Annotated in this window: 23 protein-coding genes; 10 read left to right on the forward strand and 13 right to left on the reverse strand. The window is 58.4% G+C overall.

Features of this window, described 5'->3' with window-relative positions:
* The first annotated feature begins 3 nt into the window (after positions 1-3).
* Complete coding sequence (locus ACH518_RS16960) at positions 4-504, forward strand: putative metalloprotease CJM1_0395 family protein (RefSeq protein WP_140912539.1); 501 nt, start codon at positions 4-6, stop codon at positions 502-504.
* 62 nt (positions 505-566) lie between these two features.
* Here the strand turns inward: ACH518_RS16960 and ACH518_RS16965 are convergent, their stop codons facing one another.
* Together ACH518_RS16965 and ACH518_RS16970 are read right to left on the reverse strand one after the other, a co-directional pair.
* The gene (locus ACH518_RS16965; protein ID WP_278211532.1) at positions 567-836 is read right to left on the reverse strand and encodes a PilZ domain-containing protein; all 270 of its coding nucleotides are present in this window, start codon (positions 834-836) and stop codon (positions 567-569) included.
* A gap of 62 nt (positions 837-898) precedes the next feature.
* Positions 899-2,125 carry a glutaredoxin family protein gene (locus tag ACH518_RS16970; RefSeq protein WP_445370931.1) on the reverse strand — a complete coding sequence of 409 codons (1,227 nt, stop codon included), beginning with the start codon at positions 2,123-2,125 and terminating at the stop codon, positions 899-901.
* Positions 2,126-2,284: 159 nt separating this feature from the next.
* On the opposite strand from ACH518_RS16970, the gene mrcB reads away from it, so the two are divergent.
* The 4 genes from mrcB to ACH518_RS16990 all read left to right on the forward strand — a co-directional run bounded on the left by mrcB (position 2,285) and on the right by ACH518_RS16990 (position 5,787).
* Entirely contained in the window at positions 2,285-4,612 is a 2,328-nt protein-coding gene (gene mrcB, locus ACH518_RS16975) for a penicillin-binding protein 1B (RefSeq protein WP_445370932.1), read from the forward strand.
* A 1-nt stretch (position 4,613) separates the two neighbouring features.
* On the forward strand, positions 4,614-5,237 hold the full coding sequence (gene lolA / locus ACH518_RS16980) for an outer membrane lipoprotein chaperone LolA (protein WP_278211528.1): 624 nt from the start codon (positions 4,614-4,616) through the stop codon (positions 5,235-5,237).
* A gap of 74 nt (positions 5,238-5,311) precedes the next feature.
* Positions 5,312-5,620, forward strand: a complete 309-nt coding sequence (locus ACH518_RS16985) for a copper resistance protein NlpE (RefSeq protein ID WP_445370933.1) — start codon at positions 5,312-5,314, stop codon at positions 5,618-5,620.
* A 5-nt stretch (positions 5,621-5,625) separates the two neighbouring features.
* On the forward strand, positions 5,626-5,787 hold the full coding sequence (locus ACH518_RS16990; protein ID WP_445370934.1) for a hypothetical protein: 162 nt from the start codon (positions 5,626-5,628) through the stop codon (positions 5,785-5,787).
* 48 nt (positions 5,788-5,835) lie between these two features.
* Here ACH518_RS16990 and ACH518_RS16995 read toward each other — a convergent pair whose 3' ends face one another.
* From ACH518_RS16995 to ACH518_RS17020, 6 genes are all read right to left on the reverse strand, one after another.
* The gene (locus ACH518_RS16995; protein ID WP_278211526.1) at positions 5,836-6,723 is read right to left on the reverse strand and encodes a GGDEF domain-containing protein; all 888 of its coding nucleotides are present in this window, start codon (positions 6,721-6,723) and stop codon (positions 5,836-5,838) included.
* Between the two features lie 153 nt (positions 6,724-6,876).
* Positions 6,877-7,425, reverse strand: a complete 549-nt coding sequence (gene sufT, locus ACH518_RS17000) for a putative Fe-S cluster assembly protein SufT (protein ID WP_140912532.1) — start codon at positions 7,423-7,425, stop codon at positions 6,877-6,879.
* A gap of 8 nt (positions 7,426-7,433) precedes the next feature.
* On the reverse strand, positions 7,434-8,162 hold the full coding sequence (locus ACH518_RS17005; protein ID WP_278211525.1) for an SDR family NAD(P)-dependent oxidoreductase: 729 nt from the start codon (positions 8,160-8,162) through the stop codon (positions 7,434-7,436).
* Positions 8,153-8,824, reverse strand: a complete 672-nt coding sequence (locus ACH518_RS17010) for an HAD family hydrolase (RefSeq protein ID WP_445370935.1) — start codon at positions 8,822-8,824, stop codon at positions 8,153-8,155. The genes ACH518_RS17005 and ACH518_RS17010 overlap by 10 nt, the downstream gene beginning before the upstream one ends.
* A 2-nt stretch (positions 8,825-8,826) precedes the next feature.
* A complete protein-coding gene (ubiG, locus tag ACH518_RS17015) occupies positions 8,827-9,534 on the reverse strand; it encodes a bifunctional 2-polyprenyl-6-hydroxyphenol methylase/3-demethylubiquinol 3-O-methyltransferase UbiG (RefSeq protein ID WP_140912529.1) in 708 nt (235 codons plus the stop codon).
* Positions 9,535-9,648: 114 nt separating this feature from the next.
* Entirely contained in the window at positions 9,649-10,959 is a 1,311-nt protein-coding gene (locus ACH518_RS17020) for a TRZ/ATZ family hydrolase (RefSeq protein ID WP_445370936.1), read from the reverse strand.
* A gap of 317 nt (positions 10,960-11,276) precedes the next feature.
* On the opposite strand from ACH518_RS17020, the gene mtnA reads away from it, so the two are divergent.
* A complete protein-coding gene (gene mtnA, locus ACH518_RS17025) occupies positions 11,277-12,314 on the forward strand; it encodes an S-methyl-5-thioribose-1-phosphate isomerase (RefSeq protein ID WP_445370937.1) in 1,038 nt (345 codons plus the stop codon).
* Positions 12,308-13,057: a sulfate transporter CysZ gene (cysZ, locus tag ACH518_RS17030; protein WP_140914349.1), complete on the forward strand. Its 750-nt coding sequence runs from the start codon at positions 12,308-12,310 to the stop codon at positions 13,055-13,057. Before mtnA ends, cysZ begins: the two co-directional genes overlap by 7 nt.
* 188 nt (positions 13,058-13,245) lie before the next feature.
* Here the strand turns inward: cysZ and ACH518_RS17035 are convergent, their stop codons facing one another.
* Positions 13,246-15,690 (reverse strand): TonB-dependent receptor, encoded by a 2,445-nt coding sequence (locus tag ACH518_RS17035; protein ID WP_445370938.1) that lies wholly within the window; start codon positions 15,688-15,690, stop codon positions 13,246-13,248.
* Positions 15,691-16,018: 328 nt separating this feature from the next.
* Here ACH518_RS17035 and ACH518_RS17040 point away from each other — a divergent pair, with 328 nt between their 5' ends.
* Positions 16,019-16,228, forward strand: a complete 210-nt coding sequence (locus ACH518_RS17040) for a DUF1289 domain-containing protein (RefSeq protein WP_445370939.1) — start codon at positions 16,019-16,021, stop codon at positions 16,226-16,228.
* Positions 16,229-16,260: 32 nt separating this feature from the next.
* Here ACH518_RS17040 and ACH518_RS17045 read toward each other — a convergent pair whose 3' ends face one another.
* From ACH518_RS17045 to nhaD, 3 genes are read right to left on the reverse strand one after another with little or no spacing between them, the layout of a single operon-like run.
* Positions 16,261-16,959, reverse strand: a complete 699-nt coding sequence (locus tag ACH518_RS17045; RefSeq protein ID WP_445370940.1) for a response regulator — start codon at positions 16,957-16,959, stop codon at positions 16,261-16,263.
* Positions 16,956-18,512, reverse strand: a complete 1,557-nt coding sequence (locus ACH518_RS17050; protein ID WP_445370941.1) for a DUF4118 domain-containing protein — start codon at positions 18,510-18,512, stop codon at positions 16,956-16,958. Before ACH518_RS17050 ends, ACH518_RS17045 begins: the two co-directional genes overlap by 4 nt.
* A gap of 30 nt (positions 18,513-18,542) precedes the next feature.
* A complete protein-coding gene (nhaD, locus tag ACH518_RS17055; protein WP_445370942.1) occupies positions 18,543-19,994 on the reverse strand; it encodes a sodium:proton antiporter NhaD in 1,452 nt (483 codons plus the stop codon).
* 254 nt (positions 19,995-20,248) lie between these two features.
* Here nhaD and ACH518_RS17060 point away from each other — a divergent pair, with 254 nt between their 5' ends.
* Positions 20,249-21,664 (forward strand): Nramp family divalent metal transporter, encoded by a 1,416-nt coding sequence (locus ACH518_RS17060; RefSeq protein ID WP_445370943.1) that lies wholly within the window; start codon positions 20,249-20,251, stop codon positions 21,662-21,664.
* Between the two features lie 12 nt (positions 21,665-21,676).
* On the opposite strand, the gene ACH518_RS17065 is transcribed toward ACH518_RS17060, so the two are convergent.
* Complete coding sequence (locus tag ACH518_RS17065; protein ID WP_445370944.1) at positions 21,677-24,085, reverse strand: TonB-dependent siderophore receptor; 2,409 nt, start codon at positions 24,083-24,085, stop codon at positions 21,677-21,679.
* A gap of 255 nt (positions 24,086-24,340) precedes the next feature.
* Here ACH518_RS17065 and ACH518_RS17070 point away from each other — a divergent pair, with 255 nt between their 5' ends.
* Positions 24,341-25,201, forward strand: coding sequence for a ribonuclease T2 family protein (locus tag ACH518_RS17070; protein WP_445370945.1), 861 nt, complete (start codon positions 24,341-24,343; stop codon positions 25,199-25,201).
* Positions 25,202-25,261: the final 60 nt, after the last annotated feature.

Raw genomic sequence — 25,261 nt, forward strand, 5'->3', positions numbered from 1 at the left:
AGCATGCAGGTAACCGCCGCGTCGAATACATACCATGTCTACGCCCCGCAAAGCCGATCTCCGGCCGCTGCCGCGTCGAACAAACCCCAACCCTCCGCCAACGCCGAGACAAGCGGAGAATTGAGCCAAGAACAACGCCAACTGGTTGAAAAGTTAAAAGCCCGCGACCGCGAAGTCCGCGCCCACGAACAGGCGCATCTGAGCGCGGCCGGCAACCTCGCCGTCAGCGGCGCCAATTACGATTATGTGACGGGGCCAGACGGCCAACGCTACGCCAGCGGCGGCGACGTCAGCATCGACGTATCGGCAGTGGCCGGTGACCCGCAGGCGACGTTGCTGAAGGCCGATACCATCCGCCGGGCGGCACTGGCGCCTGCGAATCCGTCGGCCCAGGACCAGAGCGTAGCCGCCAGAGCCACGGCGATGGCGAACAAAGCCCGGGCTGAGTTGCTGAGCCTGCAAGGCTCTGCAAACGGCGGTGCTACAATCGATTTAAGCGCCTGATTGCTAACTGCCTGAGGACGCTAGCCGGAACGGCCGGGACCATCGAGCAAGCGCGAACGGTATCAATCTCTGCTGCAAAACTCGACGGCAAAACCGGAATCCGGATCGATACGAACCACCCTGACCAACTGCACCGGAGCGTCGTCAAATTCCGTGGTTTGGACTTCCAGTACCGTACCAATTGGCGGAATCAGCGCTTTATCGCACTGCAAAAACAAGCCGGTTTCCGAAAAATCCCGCATTTCGACGATATTCTCCACCGACTCGGGAACGATCAATTTGATTTTGGCGCGGTGTTTTAAACGCGGATGCCTGCGCTTATTGTCAATCACGAATTCTCCTGAATTCTGCTTAGAATTTAAGCCGGTCCAAGCCGGCCACGAGCCCGCTATGCTTAGCCGCCGCGGGCAAACAAATACATGCCCAAGCCAACCATCACTGCGCCGCTGATCAATTTCAACCAACGGCCGTGGTTGCGCTGCAAGCGCTGTTGGCTCAATGTTACGATGCCCAGCGCCAACACCACAATATCGTCTAGCATATACGCCAGATTATAAAGCAGCAAATAGCCGTAATAGTCCCAGCCTTGTAACTGGCGCAAGGTCAATATTCGCGTATACAAAGCCGGAAAGCCGGAGGTGCAGAATAATTCGACGATTTGCACCAACACCGCCAGCAGCACTGCTCCGACCAACGCGCCCCACAGGTTTGCCGCCTGCAAAATCCGCCGTATCCGCGCATAAATGTCAGGCTTGGCCGCTTGCGGGATCGATAACGACGGACCGACACCCAGGGCCCAGAAATCCTTCAGATTCAGCGCACCGGCGGCAACGGCAATGGCTGCGATCGCAATTTCAGAGGCGCGCGACAAACCTATCCATAAAAACAGGTTCAACCATGCCGCCATAAACACGAAGTAAGCCACGCCTTCAACCAAAACGAAGACCCCGGCGACCGCCAGCATTCGCGGCCGGTTCCGCATCGGCGCCAGCATCGATATCATCAACAGCAACACCCACATCGAACACGGATTGAATCCATCCAACAGTCCCATCGCCACGGTAAAGGCCGGCAGCCCTACCCGGTCCAGCGCCACCCGATTCCCCAGCACGGCCAATTCGAACGGCTCTGGCTGCGCCGGCGGATTGGCGGCATTGCCGGCTTCGCAGGTTTGCACGGTTTCCACCTCGCAACTACCGCTTGCCTCCTCGACGGCGGCCGGCGGGCCTGTCTCGGCTAACGCCTCACGCAACAACAGGTCGCCGGTTTCGGCCGAATAGCCTATAACCAGCTTCCCGCCGACCCGGAAGGTCGGCAGCCTTAGCGGGGCCGGCGGATTCTGGGCTGCGGCCAGGGTTTGCAAGCGCTGCCAGGCGTCGGGCTCGCGGCTGACATTGCGGATCACGATGTTCAACTGCGGTCGTTCCCGTTGCAACTCGGCCAGAAAAACTTCGGCGCGTTCACAATGCGGGCAACCGTCGCGCACGAAAGCTTCGATATCGACTTGGGCAATCGGCGCCGAATACGCCGAATTGACCCAAACCAAGGCCAATAGCCAAAGCCGGAACCACAAGCTCAGCCTGGACGATTGCGTTTGAAACTCTAGTACTGCAGCGGCCATAACCGTTTCTCCCCTACCAACAGCTGCCAGCCGAAGTCGCAGCCACCTCGATTTTGTTAGATAATATCAGGCCAACCGCATCGCAGCACAAAACGCCGCGACCGCCTCACCCTTTATCCGCGCTGCCAATCGCCGTAGCGCAAACCGCAAACCGACCTGATGGCCAGAACACCCAGACCCCGCAGATCAGCCGTTCGACGCAGAAAAACCAAATCCCAGGCATCCTGGTTGTTACGCTTACTGGTTCCGCTGGCTCTGATCGGCGGTTTCGTGTTGGCGGTTTACGTCGGCTATCTGGATTTCACCGTGCGCCAGCAATTCGAAGGCAAGCGCTGGTCGATTCCGGCCCGGGTCTATGCCAGTCCGGTCGAGCTGTATGCGGGTTACGAAATTTCCGCCAAGAACTTCGAGGACTTATTGCTGGAATTGCATTACCGGCAGGATCCGCAATTGGCCGGCGAAGGCTCATACAGCACCAAGGGCAGCGTCGTTAACGTCCGCACCCGCGCCTTCAATTTCGGCGACACGGTGCAGGAGAGCCGCAAAATCAGCGTCGCCTTCTCCGGCGCGGCAATCAGCGGTTTGACCGACGCCGGCAACGGCGAAAACCTGGCCATCGTGCGGATGGACCCGGTACAAATCGGCAGCTTTTACCCAACCCGTAAGGAAGACCGGATTCTGATCAAACTGGACGAAGCGCCGCCAACCCTGGTGCAAGGCCTGCTGTCGACCGAAGACCGCGATTTTTACAGCCATTTCGGCCTGTCGCCGAAAAGTATCGCCCGCGCCATGTGGTCCAATCTGAAGGCCGGCGGCATGGTCCAGGGCGGCAGTACCATCACTCAGCAGTTGGTGAAAAACTTCTTCCTGACGCCGAAACGCACCTTGCGCCGCAAACTCAAGGAAGCGTTGATGTCGTTCATTCTGGAATACCGCTACAGCAAGGACGAGATTCTGGAAGCCTATCTGAACGAAATCTTCCTGGGCCAGGACGGCGCCAGCGCCGTCCACGGCTTTGGTCTGGCCAGCGAATTCTACTTCGGCCAGTCGCTGAAAACATTGTCGCTGCACCAAGTGGCGACGCTGGTCGCCTTGGTGCGCGGTCCGTCGGAATACGATCCGCGCCGCAAGCCGGAACATACTCTGGAGCGGCGTAATTTGGTCTTGGATTCGATGCTGAACGAAGGCTACATTACCGAGCAACAGGCCGTGGAAGCCAAGAAACAACCGCTCGGCGTCGCCGCGGTGATCCACCGGTCCGCCAACCGTTATCCGGATTTTATCGATCTGGTCAAACGCCAGTTGAAGCAGGAATACAAGGAGGAAGATCTGACCTCCGAAGGCTTGCGTATCGTCACGACGCTGGACACCCGGATCCAGGACATTCTGGAACGCTCGATGGCCACCAAGCTCAAGCAATTGGAGAAGAGTCCGAAAAGCAACGACCTGGAGAGCGCTGCCATCGTCACCCGTCGCGACAGCGGCGAGATCGTCGCGCTGAGCGGCGGCCGCAATAGCGAATCCACCGGCTTCAATCGCGCGCTGGACGCGGTCAGGCCGATCGGCTCGCTGATCAAACCCGTGGTCTATCTGACGGCGCTGGAATATCCGGAGCGTTACACCATCGCCACACCGGTCAGCGACACCCAGATCAGCATCGAAGCCGAGCGCGGCAAGTCCTGGTCGCCGGACAATTACGACAACCGCGAGCACGGCATCGTCCCGCTGCACACCGCCCTGACCCATTCCTACAACATGGCCACGGTGCGGATCGGTATGGACATTGGCTTGGCCAAAGTCGCCAACACCTTGAAAAACATGGGTGTCAGCCGGCCGGTGGATTTGTACCCGTCCTTTCTGTTGGGCGCGCAACCGCTGACACCACTGGAAGTAACCCAACTTTACCAAACCCTGGCCGGCGACGGCTTCGCCACGCCGTTGCGCTCGATCCGCGCCGTGAACGCGGCGGACGGCAAAGCCCTGCAAAGTTACCCGTTGACGGTGCGGCAGGCAGTGGACCCGGCAGCCACCTTCATCACCAACACCATTCTGCAGGAAGTGATGTACGCCGGCACCGGCCACTCTGCGTATAATTACCTGCCGAAGGAAATGGCGCTGGTCGGTAAAACCGGCACCACCAACCAATTGCGCGATAGCTGGTTCGCCGGTTTCAGCGGCGACTTTCTGTCGGTGGTCTGGATCGGCCGCGACGACAACAAACCGTCCGGCCTGACCGGCGGTAGCGGCGCGCTACAGATCTGGGCGGAAACCATGCGGCAGGTTTCGAAAAAGCCGGTCAGTCTGGTACCGCCGGATAATATCCAGATGACTTGGATCGATCCCGAGAGCGGCCTGCTCAGCAGCGAGAGCTGCCCCGGCGCGAAATTGCTGCCGTTCGTCGAGGGCTCGGCGCCGACCCAGTTCGCCGAATGCGGCGCCAATGCTGAATCCGGCGAAAGCTGGCTCAATAACCTGAACCCTTTTTAATATGCTACGTCACTTAAGCTCCGCTCTGGTTTTATCGATCGCAGCCGTCACCAACGTTTATGCCGACGAGGCGCCGATCAACCGCTTGAAAAGTTTTCTGGCGGCCAGCGCGTCGCTGGCGGCCGATTTCAAGCAGGTCAGCTTCGATAAAAGCGGCCGACCGGCCCAATCCAGCAGTGGCAAATTTTATTTGAGCCGGCCGGGTAAATTCCGCTGGAACTACCAAAAACCGTTCGAGCAGGAAATCGTGTCCAACAACGGCAAAGTCTGGTTTTACGATGCCGACCTGGAACAGGTCACCGTCAAGCAACTGGACGACTCGCTCGGCTCCACGCCGGCACTGCTGTTGACCGGCCAGGTCGATATCGAGGAAAAATTCGTCCTGCAGGAACAGGGCCAGGACGAAGGCATGAACTGGGTCAAGCTATCGCCGAAAAACGAGGAAAGCGGCTTCAAATACATCCTGATCGGCATGAACGGCAACCAGCTCGGCGGCATGGAACTGAGCGATAATTTCGGCCAACTGACCCGGATCTATTTTTCCAATATTCAGCTCAACCAAAAGCTGGACGACAGTTTGTTTAATTTCAAACCGCCCAAGGGTGCGGACGTGTTCGAAAATTAAGTGCGGCCGCTCCGGTCCGCCGGAACCATGGTCACCAATAACAACAAGACCTGCCATTGTATCGAGGAATCCACATGCAAAAATTCAAACCGCAACTGAGTCTATTTTTGTTGGCCGTAACCTTCGCGGTACAACAGCCGGCGTGGGCGGAACCGGAAGCCGACGGCCACGATCCGGCCCACGCCCACCATACCGCTAAAGAACATCACTGGCTGGGCGTCTATAACGGGTTTCTGCCCTGCGCCGATTGCGCCGGCGTCAAAACCCAATTGGGCTTAAACAAAAACGGCAGTTATATTTTGATGACCACGTTCTCCGGCAGATCGGAGCGCGAGTTTGTCGAGAAAGGCAAATTTACTTGGGACGAAAAAAAGATACGGTGACCCTGATGCCGAAGAAAGAAGGCGCGATCGGTAACCGGTATTTGATCGGCAACAACATTCTGACGCAGTTGGACAGCGCCGGTAACCTCTACACCGGCAAGCTAGCCGAACGTTACGTATTGCGCCGTAACGAGATCACCGAAAAAGAACCCTCTCACGCTCACTAAGCGGCGACAACCGATGCGGCCAATATTTGCCGCATCGGCAACCTCCGGCTAGAAACCGGCTTCGACCCGGTTACGGCCAAGTTTTTTAGCTTGATACATCGCCGCATCGGCCCGTTTCAACAAGCTATCGACGGTATCGTCGCCTTGCAATGTGGCAACCCCCAGGCTGGCGGTCAAATTCAACACATCCATGCCGTAAGCCAGCGTATGCGACTCGATATCGGCCCGAATCCGTTCACCTATTATCAGGGCGCCGTCGATGTCGGTATCGCTGAGTAGAATCACAAACTCCTCGCCGCCGTAGCGATAGACTGCGTCGCTGCCGCGCACGCTGTCTTTCAACCAACCGGCCACCGAGGCCAAGGCCAAATCGCCGCATTCGTGACCGTATTGGTCGTTAATCGATTTGAAATGATCGACATCGACGAAGATCATCGATAAATGACTGCCACTACGATGCGCCCGTTTGATTTCGCGCATCAGGCTGTCGTTAAACGCGGTGCGGTTGTTGGCTTTGGTCAACGGGTCGGTGAACGCCATTTTCAGCGCTTGCTGAAACAGCGTGGCATTGCGCAACGGATAAATCAGACAGCACAGCAGACTTTCCAGCATTTTCAGCTCGTCCTTGCTGAAACGTTGGCTCCGGGTCAACTTCAACTCGCCCAACTGCTGTTCCTCGACTTTCAAAGCGTAAGAACAGGAATGGCGAGCCAGCACGCCGCGTTTGTATTCCAGGTCGAAATCGGTATTGGTATATTCGACGCCGTTATGCGGTATGGTGTTTTGGATTTTGTTGCAGAAGATCGCGATCAGCTCGTCGAACTCCAAAGTGGTCTGCAACGCACTACTGATATCGTAGTGATGCAGATTTACGGCGGTCGACGCAGCGAAGGTTTTGTTGCTGACTATGGCTAATTCGGCGGCTTTTTCTTTCATGACGCTTCCTCGAGTCTGGAATCAATGCTCAAGAAGGAAAAGCCAACTCCATGCCAATTTTATTTAATAAATAAAAAACAAACACTTAAACTAAAAACAACCCACCACGCCAACCTGAAGCGGCAATTTTCCGCCGCCAGGAAGAACGGCAATTTAAAACAGGCCCAATTGTACCTGCGCCACTTCCGACATCATCTCGCGCGACCAGGGCGGGTCCAAAACCACTTCCACCTGCACCGAACTGACGCCCGGTAAAGCGCGGATCGACTTTTCCACGTCACTCTGAATTACCGGCCCCATGCCGCAGCCGGGCGCGGTCAGCGTCATCCGGATATGCACGTCGTTACCGCCCTCGGCATTGCCGGTGACGTCGCAACCGTAAACCAGGCCCAAATCGACGATATTGACCGGAATTTCCGGGTCGTAGACGGTTTTCATCACTTCCCAGCAATTCTGCTCCACCGCCTGGCGGTCGGTTTCCGATACCAGGGTTTGCAGATGCTGTGATTCCTTACCCAACGCATCGGCATCGCTGCCGGCAATCCGGACCATGTGGCCGTAGTCGGTCACGACCGTGTAATTGCTGCCGAGAGACTGGTGAATCGTCACTTCCTGGCCCTTTTGCAAGGTACCGTGATTGCCGTCCGGGATTGTGACGATATTGACATCCCGGGTTAGAAAAACAACTTCTCTGTCTGCCATAGCGATACTTAAGGTTTGAAAGTCTGCGCGTCAATAATTTGACCGGTAACGCCGATGCTGGCGTCGCCGAATAAATAAAGGTAAAGCGGTTCCAAACTGGACATCGGCGGAATAGCGGCCTTGTCTTCCGCCGGATAGGCGCGTTTTCGCAACGGCGAATCGATCGGGCCGGGGCACAAGGTATTGACCCGAATCTTCTGGCCGGCTTCCAGTTCGGCGGCCAGGATCGCGGCAAAGCCTTCCAGTGCGATTTTGGAGACACCGTAGGCACCGGAGTAGGCCTGCGCCTTCCGTGCGCCGGAATCGCTGGTAAAGACGATGGCGGCATGCCGGCTGAGTTGTAACAACGGCAACAATACCCGGCACAGAATGAACGGAGCGTTCAGGTTGACGTTCAGCGCATGCCCCCAATCCTTGGTCTTGTAATTGACGATCGGACTGAAGGCGCTGAATTCCACCGCCGAATGCAGCAAGCCTTGCAAACTGCCGTAACGCTGTTCGATCGCATCGGCCATTTCCTGGTACTGGGCCTCGCTGGCACCGGCCAGATCGAACGGGTACATCACCGGCTCCGGCCCACCGGCCTCGACGATGGCATCGTAAACCCGCTCCAGCTTCGGAATATTCTTGTCCAGTAGAATGATTTGAGCGCCGTGCTTCGCCAACGCTAAGGCTGCTGTCGCGCCCAAGCCGCCGCCGGCGCCGGTGATTAAAATGACTTGGTCTGTTAACGGCATATCTGCGCCTGTATCCATTCCATCAGTTGTTGCGGCCGCTCGATCAAGCCGTCTGCGCCCCAGGATTCGGGGACGTCGTCGGCTTTCAGATAACCGTAGACGGCGGCCAGGGTTTTCATATTCGCGCGCTTACCGGCGGTAATGTCGTGGGCGGCATCGCCCAGGTAAACGCAATTTTCCGGTGCGACTCCAGCCTCGCGGCAGGCGGCAAACATCGGCTCCGGATCGGGCTTGCTGCTCGGTGTCGAATCGCCGCTGATCACGCAGGCGGCGCGTTGGCGCAACCCCAATGCCGTTAACAACGGTTCGGTGAAGCGGGTTTTCTTGTTGGTCACCACGCCCCACTTCAAACCCTCGGCCTCGATTGCCTGGAGACTGTCTGCCAACCCATCGAACAGCCGGCTGTAATCGGCAACATTATCCTCGTATTGGTTCAACATAAATTCCAGCATCCGCTCCGCTTCGGCCTGATCCACCTCGACGCAATGCCGAATCATGGCCAAGGCCCCGTGGGAAATCAGCGGCCGCACCGCAGCCGGAGCCGTTTCCGGAAAACCATGGGCGGACAATGTCCGGTTCAAACACGCGATCAGATCCGGTGCGGTATCCACCAAAGTGCCATCCAGATCGAACAGCACGCAATCGAGCTTGAATCCAGTCATGTTCAATCGGCGCGTTTGAAAGCGGCGATGTAATTCACCGAAACATCTTTACCCAGATAAAACGCCTTGCTGAACGGGTTGTATTCGATACCGACCATGCCCTGCAATTCCAGACCGGCAGCGCGGGCCATCCGCCCCAGCTCCGACGGCTTGATGAAGGTTTTGTAATCGTGGGTACCCTTCGGCACCATTTTCAAAAGATGTTCCGCGGCAACGATCGCCAACAACCAGGCTTTCGGGTCGCGGTTCAAGGTCGAAAAAAACACGGTACCGCCGGGTTTGACCAAGGTGGCGCAAGCCGCAACTACAGAGGCCGGATCGGGGACGTGCTCCAGCATTTCCATGCAGGCGACATGGTCGAAACCGGCCGGTTGCTCTTCGGCCAGCTGCTCGGCGCTGATTTTGCGGTAGGTCGCCGCGACACCCGACTCCAAACCGTGCAGATCGGCGACGTCCAGCAAATCCTGGCTCAAATCGATACCCAGAGCGTTGGCGCCCAGCCGGGCCAGACCTTCGGTCAGGATGCCGCCGCCGCAGCCGACGTCGACCACCTGCTTACCGCTGATATCGGCGTATTCGCCAACAAACTGCAACCGTAACGGGTTAACCTGATGCAAAGTCTTGAATTCGCCTTCGCTATCCCACCACCGCTCGGCCAAAGAGCCGAACTTGTGTATCTCGTGCGGATGAACGTTATCTGCTGTCGCCATAATGCCAAACCTTTTCTGTGTGCCTATAGTTTACTGTATTACTAGGTTATTAGTCATGAGCTTTGCGCGCCGACGGCAACGCCTTGCCGCCCCTCATAACAGGAAACCGGGGAATTAACTGCTTAAACGCTGCTGCCAAACCGCAACCCGCTCGTTGAGCGCCGCCAGATCCATCGTGGTCAATTGCCGGTTTTTCAAGAGTTGCCGGCCGGCGACCCAGACATCGCTGATCTGGCGGCGGTCGGCGGCATAGACGATCTGCGCCAGCGGATTGAACAAGGGCTGGGTTTCCAGTTCGCTCAAGTCGATTGCCGCGACGTCGGCCTGCTTACCGACGCTGAGCGAACCGATTTCCGCCTCCAAGCCCAAGGCTTTGGCACCGTTCAGGGTAGCCATCCGCAACGCCGTTTCCGCCGAAACCGCCCCGGCGTCGCCGGCCACTGCCTTGGCCAGTAATGCCGCCGTGCGCATTTCCGAGATCATGTCCAGATCGTTATTGCTGGCGGCACCATCGGTGCCCAGTGCAACGTTGATACCCGCCGCCAAGCAGTCCGCAACCGGGCAGAAACCGCTGGCCAGTTTCAGATTGGACTCCGGACAATGCACGATGTGGGCCCCGGTTTCGGCATACGCTGCCATGTCGGCGGCCGTCAACTGCGTCATATGCACCCCAATGAACGACGGATTCAGCAAACCCAGTTGTTGCAGGCGTTGTATCGGCGTTTGCCCGGTCTTTTGTTTTTGTTCTTCGACCTCGTGCGCCGTTTCGTGCAAATGCATATGCACCGTCAGATTCATTTCGTCGGCATAAGTCAGCACGCTGCGTAACGGCGCATCGGACACGGTATACGGCGCATGCGGCGCGAACGACAGGCTCAGCAAATTTTCGTGGCGCAACTTCTCGTGCAGAGCCAGACCCTTGGTCAGATAGGCGTCGGCGTTTTCGGCCCACACGGTCGGAAAATCGAATACGATCAAGCCGATATTGGCGCGGATACCATGTTGCACGGCTTGTTGCGCGGCAATTTCGGGAAAGAAATACATGTCATTGAAGCAAGTGGTGCCGCAGCGCAGCATTTCGGCAATCGCCAGATCGACGCCGTCGCGAACGAAGGCCTCGCCGACCCATTTCTGTTCCGCCGGCCAAATGTGGTTTTGCAGCCAATCCATCAACTGCAAATCGTCGGCAATACCGCGCAATAACGACATTGCCGCGTGGGTATGGCAGTTGACCAAACCCGGAATCAAGGCGTGGCGGTCCAGCATTTCCAACTTACGCGGCTGGTATTTTCCCCCAATTTCGGCAGAGGGTAACAGGTCGACGATCTTGCCGTCGTTGATCACCAGGCTGGAGTGCTCGAAGATTTGACCCGCGGGTTCGACCGGAATTATCCAGCGCGCCTGAATCACGAGATCGACCTGCATATAAGCCTCCGGGTATGAAATATGGGCGATTATAACCGTTAAGCCGCCCCAGTCCGATAACTTAGCTAACCTTCCCCGCCCGATTATCGAAGACGCAGCGGAAAAATCCCCCGGGGTCGGCTTGTGGCATGCCGATCAAGACTGGTCCGTTAGTAGGTGCATCGGCAAGCTCTCACGCCTGGAAACTACCCGCCACGCTAAGAACCAGCTTAAAATTAAGCCACGGCGGTCCGTAGTCTCTAAAGCAAGAAAAGCCCGGCACCCACGACTTTTGCCCTGGACGGCCCGCACCCCAATAACCTCATCAACCGAACAACATGAGCCAAACATCGCAATTATCGGTCCAAGCCCTGCAATGGACCGGACACAGCCTGAAAGTACTGGACCAGCGCGTCCTGCCGCAAACCATCGCTTACGACGAATACCGCGACGCCGCCGGCGTCGCTACAGCCATCGCCTCGATGCGGGTGCGCGGCGCGCCGGCGATCGGCATCGCCGCCGCCTACGGCGTGGTGTTGTCGGCCATGCGCCATTATCCGCAAGCCGATTGGCAAGCCGCGGTCGACCGCGACATCGAACAATTGGCCGCCTCGCGGCCGACCGCCGTCAATCTGTTCTGGGCGCTGGACCGGATGCTCGGCTTGATCGCGAATAATCCGGCCGATCCGGTCGCCGCGCTGACCGAGCTGGCACAAACCATCCACGCCGATGATTATGCTGCCAACCAAGCCATGGGCGAGCGCGGCGCGGACCTGATCGGTACCGCAAAAGCGGTGTTGACCCATTGCAATGCCGGCGCGTTGGCGACCGGCGGTTACGGTACGGCCTTGGGCGTGATCCGCAGCCTGCACCGCCGCGGCGGCTTGCAACAAGTCTACGCCGGCGAAACCCGGCCCTGGTTGCAAGGCGCGCGGCTGACGGTTTGGGAATTGGCGCAGGACGGCATCCCCGCCACGCTCATCGCCGATTCGGCGGCGGCCTGGCTGATGAAATCCGGCAAGATAGACTGGATCGTGGTCGGCGCCGACCGCATCGCCGCCAACGGCGACGTCGCCAACAAGATCGGCACCTATTCGCTGGCGGTGCTGGCCAAGCAACACGGCGTCAAAGTCATGGTCGCCGCGCCCTCCTCCACTTTCGATTTCAACCTGGAAAACGGCGCCGGCATCGAAATCGAACAACGCGACCCGCGGGAATTGCTGGCCGATTGCTATTTGCACGAAGGCTCATTGGTCAGCGCCTGGAACCCGGTGTTCGACGTCACGCCGGCCGACCTGATCGACGCGATCGTCACCGAGCGCGGCGCCGTCGTCGACCCCGGCAAACACGGCGTCAGGAGTTTGCAACCATGTTGAAGTTGAATTTCAAAAGCGGCAATAGTCCGCTGTTTGCGGTGCAATGCCTCTGGGAAGGCGTGCGCATGCTGATCCGCCCGGAGTTGCGCAATTACCTGCTGATTCCGTTGTTCATCAATATGGTGCTGTACACCGGCGGTTTCGTGCTGGGTTACCACATGGTGTCGGCCTTGATCCACCAGTTCATCCCGGACTGGTTGTCCTGGCTGAACTGGATTCTGTGGCCGCTGTTTTTCGTCAGCTTTCTGGTGGTCGGATTTTTCAGTTTTGCGCTGCTGGCCAACCTGATCGCCGCGCCGTATTACAGCCGGCTGTCCGCCAAGACCCTGGCGCTGATCAGCGGCCAGCCACTGCCGGCGGCGGAATTGGCCTGGGACAAGGTGTTTTTCGGCGAACTGCACCGGATCGGTTATCTGCTTTTGCGGGTGCTGCCGTTATTGCTCTTGTTCGCGGTACCGGTCGTGAACTTGTTGGCCCCGCTGTTATGGGCCGGGTTCGCCGCCTGGGGCATGGCCTTGGAATTCATGGCCTACCCGTTGGAACAGCGCGGCCTGGCGTTTGCCGGGCAAAAACAGTTTTTACAGCAGGTACGCTGGGGCGCGCTGAGTTTCGGCGGCCTGACCAGCCTGGGCTTGACGCTGCCGCTGCTGAATCTGGTCATCGGCCAAGCTGCAGTGATCGGCGCGACGATTTACATCTACCGGCTTTCGGCCCCGGATACCGAGTCCGCCGCCGCATCCTGAGCCCCGCGCAATACCGTTGCGTCGACTTTGCGCTAGGGATCGCCGAGACGAAGCGAACCCGGGTGACAAGGACGCATGAAGCATTCGCCGTCCGTAGCAACAGGCCCCCGGCGCTCCCTGCCGGGGTGACGCCCGGCTATCAACCAACGACATAATCCCCGCCAGCCCAGCCGGAGGCCGCCGCTCCATCAATACTTGATCGTGACGCCGACGAAAGCCGAGCGGCCCATACCCGGCACGTTTCGGCCCCAAGGCACGGTGACGTTGGGGGCGGCGGTCGGGTTCATGCCGTAGCGGTCGCCGAGATAGGAGCCGGCCAACGGATGGAAATATTGTTTATCCAGCACGTTGTCCAAGCCGACGTCCAGCCTGACACTGCCCCATTCGTAGCCGGTTCTGGCGTTGAGCAGGATGTAGGACGGCGTCTGAACTTCGTTACGGATTTGCTGGACATGGGATTTGCCGTCGACGAACTGCATTTCCAGCGCGCTCTGCCAACTGCTCAAGCGGTGGTCCAGACTCAATTTCATATTGAACGGCATCATGTGGTAAAGGTTGCCGCCGTCCATCCGCTCGCCGCGGACGTAACTCATCGTGGTATGGGCCGCAAATTCGCCGAGCTTTTGGTCTTTGTACAAGCGGGTGCGAGCCGACACGTCCATACCCCATAGCCGCGCATCGTGGTTGGCATATTGCAAATAGACGTACTGATTGTCCACCGTCAAGTTATTGATGGTAGGCCCGCCCGTGTATGACGTTGCCGCGCTGCGGCAGCCGTTGGCGTCGCGAGCCGGATTGGTATTGACCAGACAGCGATCCGCATCGATGAAGTTATTGACGTACGTAAAATACGGCGTGACGTTGACTTCCCACAAATTGTTTTGCGGCTCGTGAAATGTCGCGGTCAAACTGACGGTATGGGCGGTTTCCTCGGTCAAATCCATATTGCCGACATAACCGTTGCCGTCGCCAAACCAGCCTACCATCGCCATATCCATTTTCCGCGCGCCCCACACATAACGCTCGTATAAATTCGGCGTGCGGTTCTTGCGGGCATAACCCAATTCGTACTGACTGATGTCGTTAGGCGTGAACTGCACCAGAGCCGTCACGTCGAAAGTGTCGTTGGTCCGCCCTTTATCGCGAGCATTGAACGCGTTGGCCGCCGTCAAGGCTAATTTCGCGCCTGCCGGATCGGGATTGTTCGCCAAATTGCCATTGGTACCCAGCAAATTCGGGTTGTAGGGGCTGACGTTACCCGTATCGGTGCTGGTGTGTTCGTAGCGCAAACCCAGCAAGCTTTTCCATTGTTGGTTCCAGCGCGCTTCCCATTCGCCGAAAAAGGCAACCCGCTCCTTCTCGGCATTGTTTAAATTGATGTAATTCTGCGGCGCCATCATCCAGTATGCCGGATTCGGCGTGGGGTTGGCCGGTCCGGGATCGTTATGCACCGCCGGCCAGTAATCGTTCAGCTTGTTGGCGTGGTATTCGTTGCCGATTCTGAAGGTATCGCGCTTGCCGTAGGGGATTTCCGCCAAAATCTTGTAGCCCAGATTGCGGCCACGGGTTTCCATCGGCATCCTGTCGTTCGGAAAAGCAAAACCGCCGCCCGACACCGTACCGTCGAGATAGCGATTGTGCTTGTCGTCGCCGATGTCCATGCTGTGCTGGGTCGATTCGAAGTAGAACTTACTTTCCAACGTGCCCCAATCGAAACTGCCCTTGTGCATGATGTTGCCGAAGATACTGTCGTTGTTGGTCAGGTCCATACGCTGGTTCGGAAACAACTGGTAGGGCATGTGCTGCTGGCCGCCTCTGACCACAACCAGATGATTGTCGGATTTGAACGACAACGCCGCGGAATGGTTTTGGTTGACGTAAGCCGTGGAGTTGACGATCTGGCCGTTGCCGTCGTTGTAATTCATGCTTTCGGTATGCGAACCGGTATAGTCCAGCCGGACGTTCTGATTAGCGACGCCGGCCGCGATACTGCCGCCGAAGGCGTCGCCGTTGCTGCGGTAAAACGACGACACCGAACCGTCCAGCAAAATATCCTTGCCCGGCTCGGCAAACACCGGTTGCGGGGTTTGTACCGAAATGGTGCCGCCGATGCTGTCGCCGCCCAGGCTCACCGGCGTTACCCCGGTCAGAATCGTGATCTTGCCGATATTGCTGCGGTCGATATACGACAGCGGCGGATTCATGTGGTTGGCGCAAGCCGAAGTCAAGGTCATGCCGTTGATGTCGATTTTGACCCTATCGTCGTTCAGGCCGTGGATCACCGGCAAACTGGAGACGCCGCCGGCGCCATACAAACTGACGCCGGGCGTATCCTCCAATAATTTGGCGGTGTCGCTGACCGCCGCCCGCTTGCTTTCCAGAATATCGGCTTCCATTTCCGATGCGCCCAGGTTTTTAACGCTGGGGAACTTGTCGGTGACGATCACTTTTTCCAACACCACCTCGGTTTCGGTTTCGACCGGTTCCGGCGCGGTCTCGGCAGCCAACGCCGAAGCCGCGAAACAGAGCGATACCGTGCCGAGCCATTTATCGCAACGCAGCCGGTTGCCGGTGGGAGTTGCCGGAGGAACGTTCGGCAAATGCGCCGGTAGATTTGAATTGAAATTGTTCATTGCTTGCCTTTCGAAAGTCTGAAATCTGGGCGAACGCCAAGGTTCGGCCAGAATTAAGTCAAGCAACAAGCGCACCAAACTGTAAGGCTTTGTAATATTATAACTTTCTAATTTTATGTTTTATGGATTAACCAAACTATGTTATTTGCCACACGCAAAATAGGCGATATGCCGCAACCCCGGCCGACGATTTCGGCAACTTTACGGCCCTGCCCGCGCAACCGCGCCGGCCGCAATTCAATCCGCCGCGACGCCGGCTTTGCCGGAAACGGCGGCGCAGACTTACAATAGCGCGACTTCAATCACCTAACTTTTCGGAAAACACGATATGAAATACAGCCCTTGCGTCGACCAATGCACCAGTGACGGTACTCATTGCTCAGGCTGCGGCCGCTCGCACCAGGAAATCGCCGAAACCAAGCAATTGGTCAAAACGGTGGTCGACTTCATCCAGAAACAGGGTTACGACAACCCGGAAGAGTTTGTCGACCGCATCAGCAAAAGCATTCTGAAAAAGCTGCAAAAAGCCAAGGGCTGAGTGGGTTGTAAGCCCAACAAGCGCAGCCAGTTTCAGCCGCCGTCGGCGGCCAGCCGGTAGCCGACGCCGACTTCGGTCAACAGATAACGCGGCCGGGCCGGATTTACTTCCAGCTTGTGCCGCAACTGGCCCATGTAGATGCGCAGATAGTGCTGGTCGTGAATATGCTCGGCCCCCCAAACTTCGCCGAGCAATTGCCGGTGGGTCACGACCAGACCGGCATGGCGCGCCAGGATACCGAGCAGGCGAAACTCGATCGGCGTAATCCGCACTTCGTTACCGGCGATGAACACTTTGCGCCGCGCCAGATCGATTTTCAATTGCCCGGTTTCGAAAGTCTCGCTAGCCGCGATACTGCGCGCCACCCGGCGCAACAAGGCCTGCAAACGGGCATGCAATTCGCCGCTGCCGAACGGTTTGGTCAGATAATCGTCGGCGCCGGCGTCCAGCGCCATGATCTTGTTCTGCTCCTGGCTACGGGCCGACAACACAAGCACCGGCAGATCGGACAGTTGCCGCAAGCGCCGGGCGACGGCGATACCATCCATGTCCGGCAAGCCCAAGTCCAGGATCACGCAATCGGGCTGCTCGCTTTTCAGCAGCGCCAGCCCGGACTTGGCGCAATCGGCTTCGGCGATGCGCCAGCCGCGGTTGGCCAAGCTGGTTTTCAAAAAGCGCCGGGTCTGGCTGTCGTCTTCTATCAGTAAAATCAACGGTGCCGCATCGTTCATCCGCCATTCTCCCCCGTTTCGCCCCAATCCAACGCCGGCGGCTCGCGCAGCGGCAAATCGATGATGAACGCCGCGCCTTTACCGGCCAGATTCGTCGCCCGAATCCGGCCGCCGTGGGCGGCGACGATGGTCCGGCACAACGCCAATCCCAAACCGACGCCGCCGTGTTCGGTCTCGCCGCTCAGCCGGTAGAATTTGTCGAAGATTTTCTGCTGCATGCCGACCGGAATCCCGGCGCCGTAATCGGTAACGGTCAATTGCAAACCGTCTGCCGCCAGTTCCGCGCCGATATCGATCGGGCTGCCCGGCGGCGTGTATTTGATCGCATTCTCGATCAGATTGGCCAGCACTTGCTCGAACAAGACGGCATCGACCCACAACAACGGCAGGCTGTCCGGAATTTGGGTACGCACCGGCCTCTCCCGCAACGCTTTATCGAGCCGGGTCAACGCGCTGCCGACGATTTCCTCCAGCGCGTTCCATTCGCAATGCAGCGTAATTTCGCCGCTGCTGAGCCGGGCCATGTCCAGAATCTTGCTGGTCAATTCGGCCATCCGTTGCGCTTCGTCGAATACCGCCCGGTAAAACTCCTGGCGCTCGGCCGCGGATAAGCGGTCGGCATTGTCGATCAATGCGCCGGCCGCACCGCTGATCCGGGTCAACGGCGTGCGTAAGTCGTGGGAGATCGCGCTGAGCAAGGCGTTACGTAACGCTTCGGCCTGCACCTGCAGGCCGGCTTCGCGGGCGCGTTCGGCCAGATACAAGCGCTCCAGCGCCTGGCCGACCAGATTGCGGAAGGTTTCGAACAAAGCCAGTGCCTCCGGATGCGCCAAGCGCGACGAAGGCTCCGCTCTGACCAACAACACGCCGAATACGGTCTGCGATCCGACCAACGGATAATAGGCTGCACCCTGGCTGTGGCGAGTCGAGTTCGCCGCGAACGCCTGCCGGGCTGCTTCGGCATCGAAACCCGGCCCAACTTCGGCAACCGACGCGGGCAGGCGCCGGTTCTCGTCGGCCGGCACGATGAGGGCTTCGGCGCCGAATTCGTCGCGTATCCGCTCGGCAGCCAACGCCGCAATCGCCTCGCGGCTCTGCGCATCGGACAAGGCCCGGCTTAAACGGTACAAGGCATTGGCCCGGTTTTCCCGTTGCCGGGCAATTTCAGCTTGGCTGCGAGCCCGATCCAATAAATTGCTGGTCAGGCTGGCAACGACGATCATGATGGCCAAGCCGACGATGTTTTCCAGATCGGAAATCGCAAACGAAAAAATCGGCGGCGCGAAATAATAGGCAAACACCGGCGGGCTCAGCAGCGAGGCGGTCAGCGACGCGCCGCGGCCGTAACGGCTGGCGACCAGGAATACGCCGAGCATATAGCTCATCAGAATGCTGGCCGGCTCCAATATGCTCCGCAACGGCCAAGCCGCCAACGTGCAGATGAACGGCGCGGCGATCCCGCAAACGTAGCCGGTGTAGCGCTCGCGCCGGGTCCTGGCCGGCAGGCGCGCTTCCGGTCCGGCATGACTCTGCCACCGCCTGCTACCGAACATCGCCCTCACCCTTCGCGCCGGACATCCGCGTCAAAAGGAATGGGCGTTGACCAGAAAATGCACGCCGATACTGGCGAAATAACCGAGCAGGATCACCGGACACCATTTCATGTGGTTGCTGAAGGTATATTGTCCCTTGGCCTGGCCCAACAAGCCAATCCCCGGTGCCGAACCGATCGCCAACAAGCTGCCGCCGACGCCCAGGGTCAAAGTCAACAACAGCCATTGGCCTTGGGTGATGTCGGGGTGCATGGTCAGAATCGCGAACATCAGCGTGCCGTTATCGACGAAGGCCGAGCACAGGCCGATCGCGATGTTGGCTAAGGTCGGGCTGAGTTGGCCGTAAAGCAGGTGCGAGACGGCGTCGAGATAACCGATGTAACCCAGGCCGCCGATGCCCATCATCGCGCCGTAGAAGAACAGCAGCGTGTCCCATTCCAGCCGGCCGACTTTGTCGAAAATATCGAAACGCGTCGATTGGGTGGCAGCGGTCCGGTAATCGCCGCCGCCGAAAAACAGCGAGAACTCCGACTGGCTCAACGGTTGCGCCTTTTCGGTTTGGTGCAGGTAATAGTAAAAAAACTGCAACAACGACAACCCCGCCATCATGCCGGCCGCGGCCGGCAAATGCAGTTCCATATCGAACACCACGGCCAACGCAATCGTCACGCCGAACAGAAACAGCAGGCGCTTCGCGCCGCGCGGCAACGCGACATCCGCCATTTCGATGCTGGGAACCTCCCGCGGCAGCGCAAAATGCATCGCTAGCGCCGGGACCAGGAAATTCACCAGGCAGGGTAAGAACAACTTGAAGAATTCGGTGAAGCCGAGGATGCCGTGCTGCCAGACGAACAAAGTCGAAATCCCACCTAGAGGGCTGAACGAACCGCCGGCATTGGTTGCAATCACAATGTTGATACAGGCCAAGGATACGAAACGCGGGTTGTTTTTACCGACCGCGACCGCCACAGCCCCCATCAGCAGGCCGGCGGTCAGGCCGTTGACCACGCAAGACAGCAAGAACACCAAGAATCCGGTCATCCAGAACAGTTGCCGATAACTCAAATGCTGACTAACCAGCCAGACTTGCAAGGCGTCGAACAGGCGCATGTCCTCCATCGCGTTCAGATAGGTCATCGATACCATGATGAACAGCAACAACTCGATGTAAGTCTGCAAATTGCTGCGAAACGCGGCGACTGCCAGTTCATCCAGTCCCTGTTCCCGGTAGGCCAGCACGATAACGAACCAGATTAACGCCGCCGCCAACAGCATGGGTTTGGATTTGCGCAATTCGGTCACTTCTTCCAGCATCGCCGCGACATACGCCGCCACCATGACCAAAAGCGAAATGTAACCGGGCCAATGGCCGGTCAAATCCAGGGATTTTGGGCTTTCCGCCGCCAAGCCGGCATCCGCGGCGGCCAGCGCCGGCAGCGCCAGGACTGCCAGTCCCAACAGGCACGATATCATCATCCGCATAAATTTCTCCTTACCCTGATTCGTAAGCGATCCGAATAATCGGACCGATCCGCTAAGCTCGGCGCCATCGCCTTAATGTTTCCATTGACCGCCCGCCGCGACGACCGCGCCGCCTAAACTTCCACGGCCCGGAATTCTAGGCAGCCGGACGTAAAAAAGGTGTAAAGAACGGTCAGGACAGTTACCGAGGATTTGCCAAATCCCGGCAAATTTGCGGAAATGAGCGGTTTTAGCCCGAACCGATCGTTAGCCCGATGAAAAATAAAGCCCTCGCCGACCTGCCCCGCCACAACGTCCCCAACTTCCCCGGCTGGTGGGCCGCATTGGGGCCCGGCGTGGTGTGGATGGCGCTGGCCCAGGGCAGCGGAGAACTGATCTGGTGGCCGTATATGGTCGCCAAGTACGGTTTGACCTTTCTCTGGTTGTTGGCACCGGCCTGTTTGCTGCAATACCCGTTGAATCTGGAAATCGGCCGCTACACAATACTGACCGGGGAAAGCATTTTTCACGGCTTCATCCGCTTGAACCGCAGCTTCGGCGTGTTTTTATGGCTGCTGATGACGGTATCGTTTCTGTGGTTCGGCGCGTTCGCCTCGGCCGGCGGCACGGCGATGGCCGAATTGACCCATTGGCCGGAGGGCTGGAGCCAGCGCGGCCAAAGCCTGTTCTGGGGCTACGCCTCGATTGCGGTGTTCGTCACGGCGATTCTGGCCAGCGGCGTGGTCTATACCTTGATCGAACGTTTCATGAAGCTGGTCGCCGTCGTCACGGTTGTTGGCCTGCTATCGGCCTGTCTACAAGCCGACGTACTGAAGGCGCTTCCGGAATTTGCCCAAGGCCTGTTCGGTCCGGTCGGCGCCATGCCCCGGCCCTGGGATAATCATGACGCCAGCAAGTTGCTGACCGCCATCACCTTCGCCGGCCTCGGCGGCTTCTGGATCTTGTTTTACTCGTACTGGTTGCGCGACAAAGGCGCCGGCATGGCCGGTCTGGTCGGCCGCATCACCGGCCTGGGCGGCGCCGAGGAAGCGGTGCTCAGCGACGGCTTTCTGCCGGCAGACGCCGCACAAAGCGCGCAAAACTGGCAATCCTGGCGCCGATTCTTGAGCGCGGACATCCTGGTCGGCATCGTCGGCAATTTATTGACCACCTTGATGACCTGCCTGCTGGCCTATGCGCTGCTGTTTCCGAAAGGCTTGCTGCCGCAGGAATACGAACTGGCCGTCGTGCAAAGCCAGTTCTTTGCCGTGAGTTGGGGCGAAATCGGCCGGCTGCTGTTTCTGGTCGTGGCCGCGGCATTTCTGACCGATACCTGGCTGGCTACCGCCGACGCGGTCAGCCGGATTCAAGCCGACATCGTCTTGACGCTGTTTCCGCAGGCGCAACGCTGGCCGGCCCGGCGCTGGTATTACCTGTTTCTGGCGCTGCTGACCTTGATTACCTCGTTTACGATGCAGCTCGATGCGCCGGGACCGTTGATCCTGACCAGCGCCCTGATCGGCTTCGCCGGCACCATCCTGTTTCCGGCGGCCTTATATCTTTTGAATTACCGGTTATTGCCGCCTCATTTGCCGGAGTGGGCCAAGCCCAAGGGCCGGCCCTGGCTGCTGGCATTGAGCTTTGCCGTGTATCTGCTGCTGGCGCTGCTGTATCTGCGCGCCAGCCTGTAACGGCCCACCGCTTTAAAACTCGTATTTCAACGAGCCCATTACATTGATCGGCGCGCCGGGGATTACGCCGAGATTGCTGCCGGCCGAGTTGGCGTAGTATTCCTTGTCCAGCAGGTTGTTGATATTCAATTGCGCGGTCAACCGCTGCTGACCGATTTTTTGGGTGTAAGCCGCCATCGCATCCAAACGGACGTAACCGGGCAACAGATAGCTGTTATCGGAATCCCCCGGCCGCGGCCCGACCGCGACCGCGCCTAACCCGGCTTTGAAGGCCTGGTTAAACTGCCAGGTGCCCCACAGGCTGCCCTGGTGGCGCGGCACGTTCTCCAGCCTGTGGCCTTGCAGGCCGTCGAAATCCTGGGTGTAATTGACTTGGGTATAAGCGTAGGTCGCCAGCAAATGCAGTTGGTCGGTGACTTGCCCGGCCAAATCCAACTCGATACCCCGGCTCCTGATTTGCCCGGCCAGAATCTGAAAATTCGGATTGGCCTGATTCGGATCGTCGGTCAGCATATTGCTTTTGGTCAGATAGAAAAATGCCAGTGTCGATGAAAATCGTTGGTCGGCCGATTCGGTTTTAATCCCCAATTCGTATTGCTTGCCGCGCTGTGGGTCGAATTTCTCGCCGCTGGCACTGACGCCGTTATTGGCGCTGAACGATTCGCTGAAACTGCCGTACAGCGACAGCCAATCCTGCACGCGGTACGTCAACCCGGCCCGCGGGCTGAAGGCGTCGTCGTTGGCTGGACTGCGCCCCAATTCCGCCGCTTGCAACGAGACCGGCGAAAAATTCTGCCCTGTGGTCACGCTGTCGTAGCGCCCGCCCAACAGAATATGCAAGCGGTCGAACAAGGTGATCTGGTCCTGCAGATAGGCGCCGACCCAGGACTCCCGCCGGTAAAAGAAGGCGTTATCCACGGTCAGGGCATCGAAATCGACTTGGCCGTAGACCGGCGTGTAAATGTCGATCGGCGCGGTCGGCGCATCCGAATCATGGGAGCTGGTCAAAGAGTGAAAGCCGTCGAATCCGACCAGCAGATTATGTTTGCTACCCAGAATTTCAAACTTGCCGTTCAGGTCGATATTGCCGGAGTGGCTAACGACGTCCTGCACACCTTTGGTAGCCACTCGATCCAGCGTGCGCATGTCGTCGCGCAGCCCAAAGTAGTTGTACAAGGTCGGCCCGCTCAGAGTCCAATCCTTGAACAAATAGCGCTGGGTTATTTTCCAGTCGTCATTGAAATGATAGGTCCAATCTACTGCAACCGAGGTGCTTTCCAGAGTTTGGCGGTGGAAGCCGTCTTTCAGGTTACGGCTGAGCGGAATCGGCGCCGGCCGACCGTTGACCGCCGGAATGCCGTAGTCGGCATTAAATTGGTCGTGTTTGTATTCCAGATCGACGTTGGTTTCGAAGCGGGCGTTCGGCCGCCAGGTCAAGCTGGGGGCGACGAAAAAACGCTGGTTACCGACGAAATCGCGAAACGATTGCTGGTCGGTATACGACCCGTTCAGCCGATACAGCAAGGTCTTGCCGGCATCAAGCGGACCGGTGGCGTCAATTAAAGTACGGTATTGGTCGAAAGAACCGAACTGCTGCTGCAACGAGTAGTACGCGGTATCCAGCGGCTTTTTAGTCACGTAATTGACCATACCGCCGGGCTCGATCCGGCCGTACAACATCGCCGCCGGCCCCTTCAGAATCTCGATTTGTTCGATGTTGGCAATATCGTAAATATCCTGGCGATTGTACAAACCGTTGCGGTAAGCGTCGCCAAACCCGGAACCGGCCAGACCGCGGATCACGAAATTGTCGTACAGGTAACCGCCACCGGTGCGGCCCAACACGCCGCTGACGTGGCCGTTGACCGCGTCCGGCAAGGTCATAGTCTGTTTATCGGCCAACACCGCTTTCGGCACAATTTGGATCGAGATCGGCGTTTCCATCACCGGGGTATCGGTTTTGGTGGCCGTGGTGGCGTTGGGCCGGTTGTAATCCGGATTATCCGGCGCATTCCAGGCATAGACCGGCTTGCCGACCACCGTCATCGCCGGCATCAGCTCCGGGCTGGTTTTGTTGTGCAGCTCCGGCGGCTTGGGCTGAATCGTCACGGTACCGTCGCCGGTGGTTTGCGCCCGCAACGGCGAATCGGCCAACAGCATATTCAGCGCTTCGGCGTCGGTATACTCGCCCTGCACTGCCCGACTACGCAGATGCTCGGCGATGTCGGTGCCGTAAATCAGCGGTTGCCGGCTCTGCTTGCCGAACTGCAACAACGCCGGGTTCAGCGCTTGGGCCGGAATGTCGTAATAATGCTTGGCGCCGACGTTTTCCGCCTGAGCCGCCGGGGCCATTGCCAGGGCAGTCGACGCGACTAGCGCACGGCAGATAAAAATCGAACGGCGATGCGTTGCGTGGGACATGAACACTCCTGATTTCGTCTCGGTTACGGGGCCGCACTGCGGCTGCTAACGGTAACGACGGAATTGGCGGAAGAATCCACATCGGTGCGGCGTCAATGATTGGGCCAATTGCTGCTGCGAGAGGAAAACCCGCCCGAGCCTCGGGCGGGAAAAAGTCTTCATATTGTCGCGGCGACTGCGGCATAATCGATCTAGCGCGCGCCGTGGCGGGCCGCGCTACCGACTTACTCCATAATAACGATGAGGAGCGCGCCCATGTCCCGATTGAACCTGCTTGCCGTGATGTGCCTGACGCTTTGTGCCGCCTTAGCCCACGCCGACTGCGTGGACCCCAAAGACACTTACGATGCCTACAACGAGGTCGCCGACACCGCCCAACACCGGCCGTCGGAATTTTACGTGCTGTCCTACTCCTGGGCGCCGCGCTATTGCGCCGAGAAAGGCGACAAACGCCGCCCCGGCCAAAAAGATTATCTGCAATGCGGCAGCAACGCCCGTTTCGGCTACATCCTGCACGGGCTGTGGCCGCAAGGCACCCTGGCCAAACCCAACGACTACCCACGGGCCTGCGCCGGCGACCAGCCCAAAATCGACCGCGCACTGATGGCGAAATATTTCTGCATGACGCCCAGCGCCTGGCTGTTGCAACACGAATACGAAAACCACGGCACCTGCATGATCGATCAGAATCTGCGTACGCCGCAGGCCTATTTCGATAAAGCGCTGGCACTGCACAGCGCGCTGCGCCTGCCGGACCAGCAAATCACCAACGAAGCCAAGGGCAAAACCTGGTTCGTGCAAAACAATCCGCAACTGCCCGAAGACAGCGTCTACTTCGACCGCAATGCCAAGGAATGGCGGGTCTGTTACAACCGCGATTTCGCCCCGTTCCCCTGCCCCCGTCCCGGCGGCCAAGGCGGAGACGACTCAGACGGCAACAACGGCAACCCCGACGCCTGCCCGGTCAAAGGCAATATCTCCGGCAAGAACCGCAAATACTACTTCGTCCCCAGCCACCCGAGCTATGCCGGCGTAGTCATCGACTTCAGCAGAGGCGAACGTTGTTTCGATACGGTCAAGCAGGCAATGGCGGCGGGCTGGAAAAAAGCGCCTTGATTTTTCAGCTATTTGCAGGCGAGTTTCAGCGTTTCCGGCGATTTGATTTCGCCGGAAGCG

Source organism: Methylomonas sp. HW2-6 (assembly GCF_052474525.1).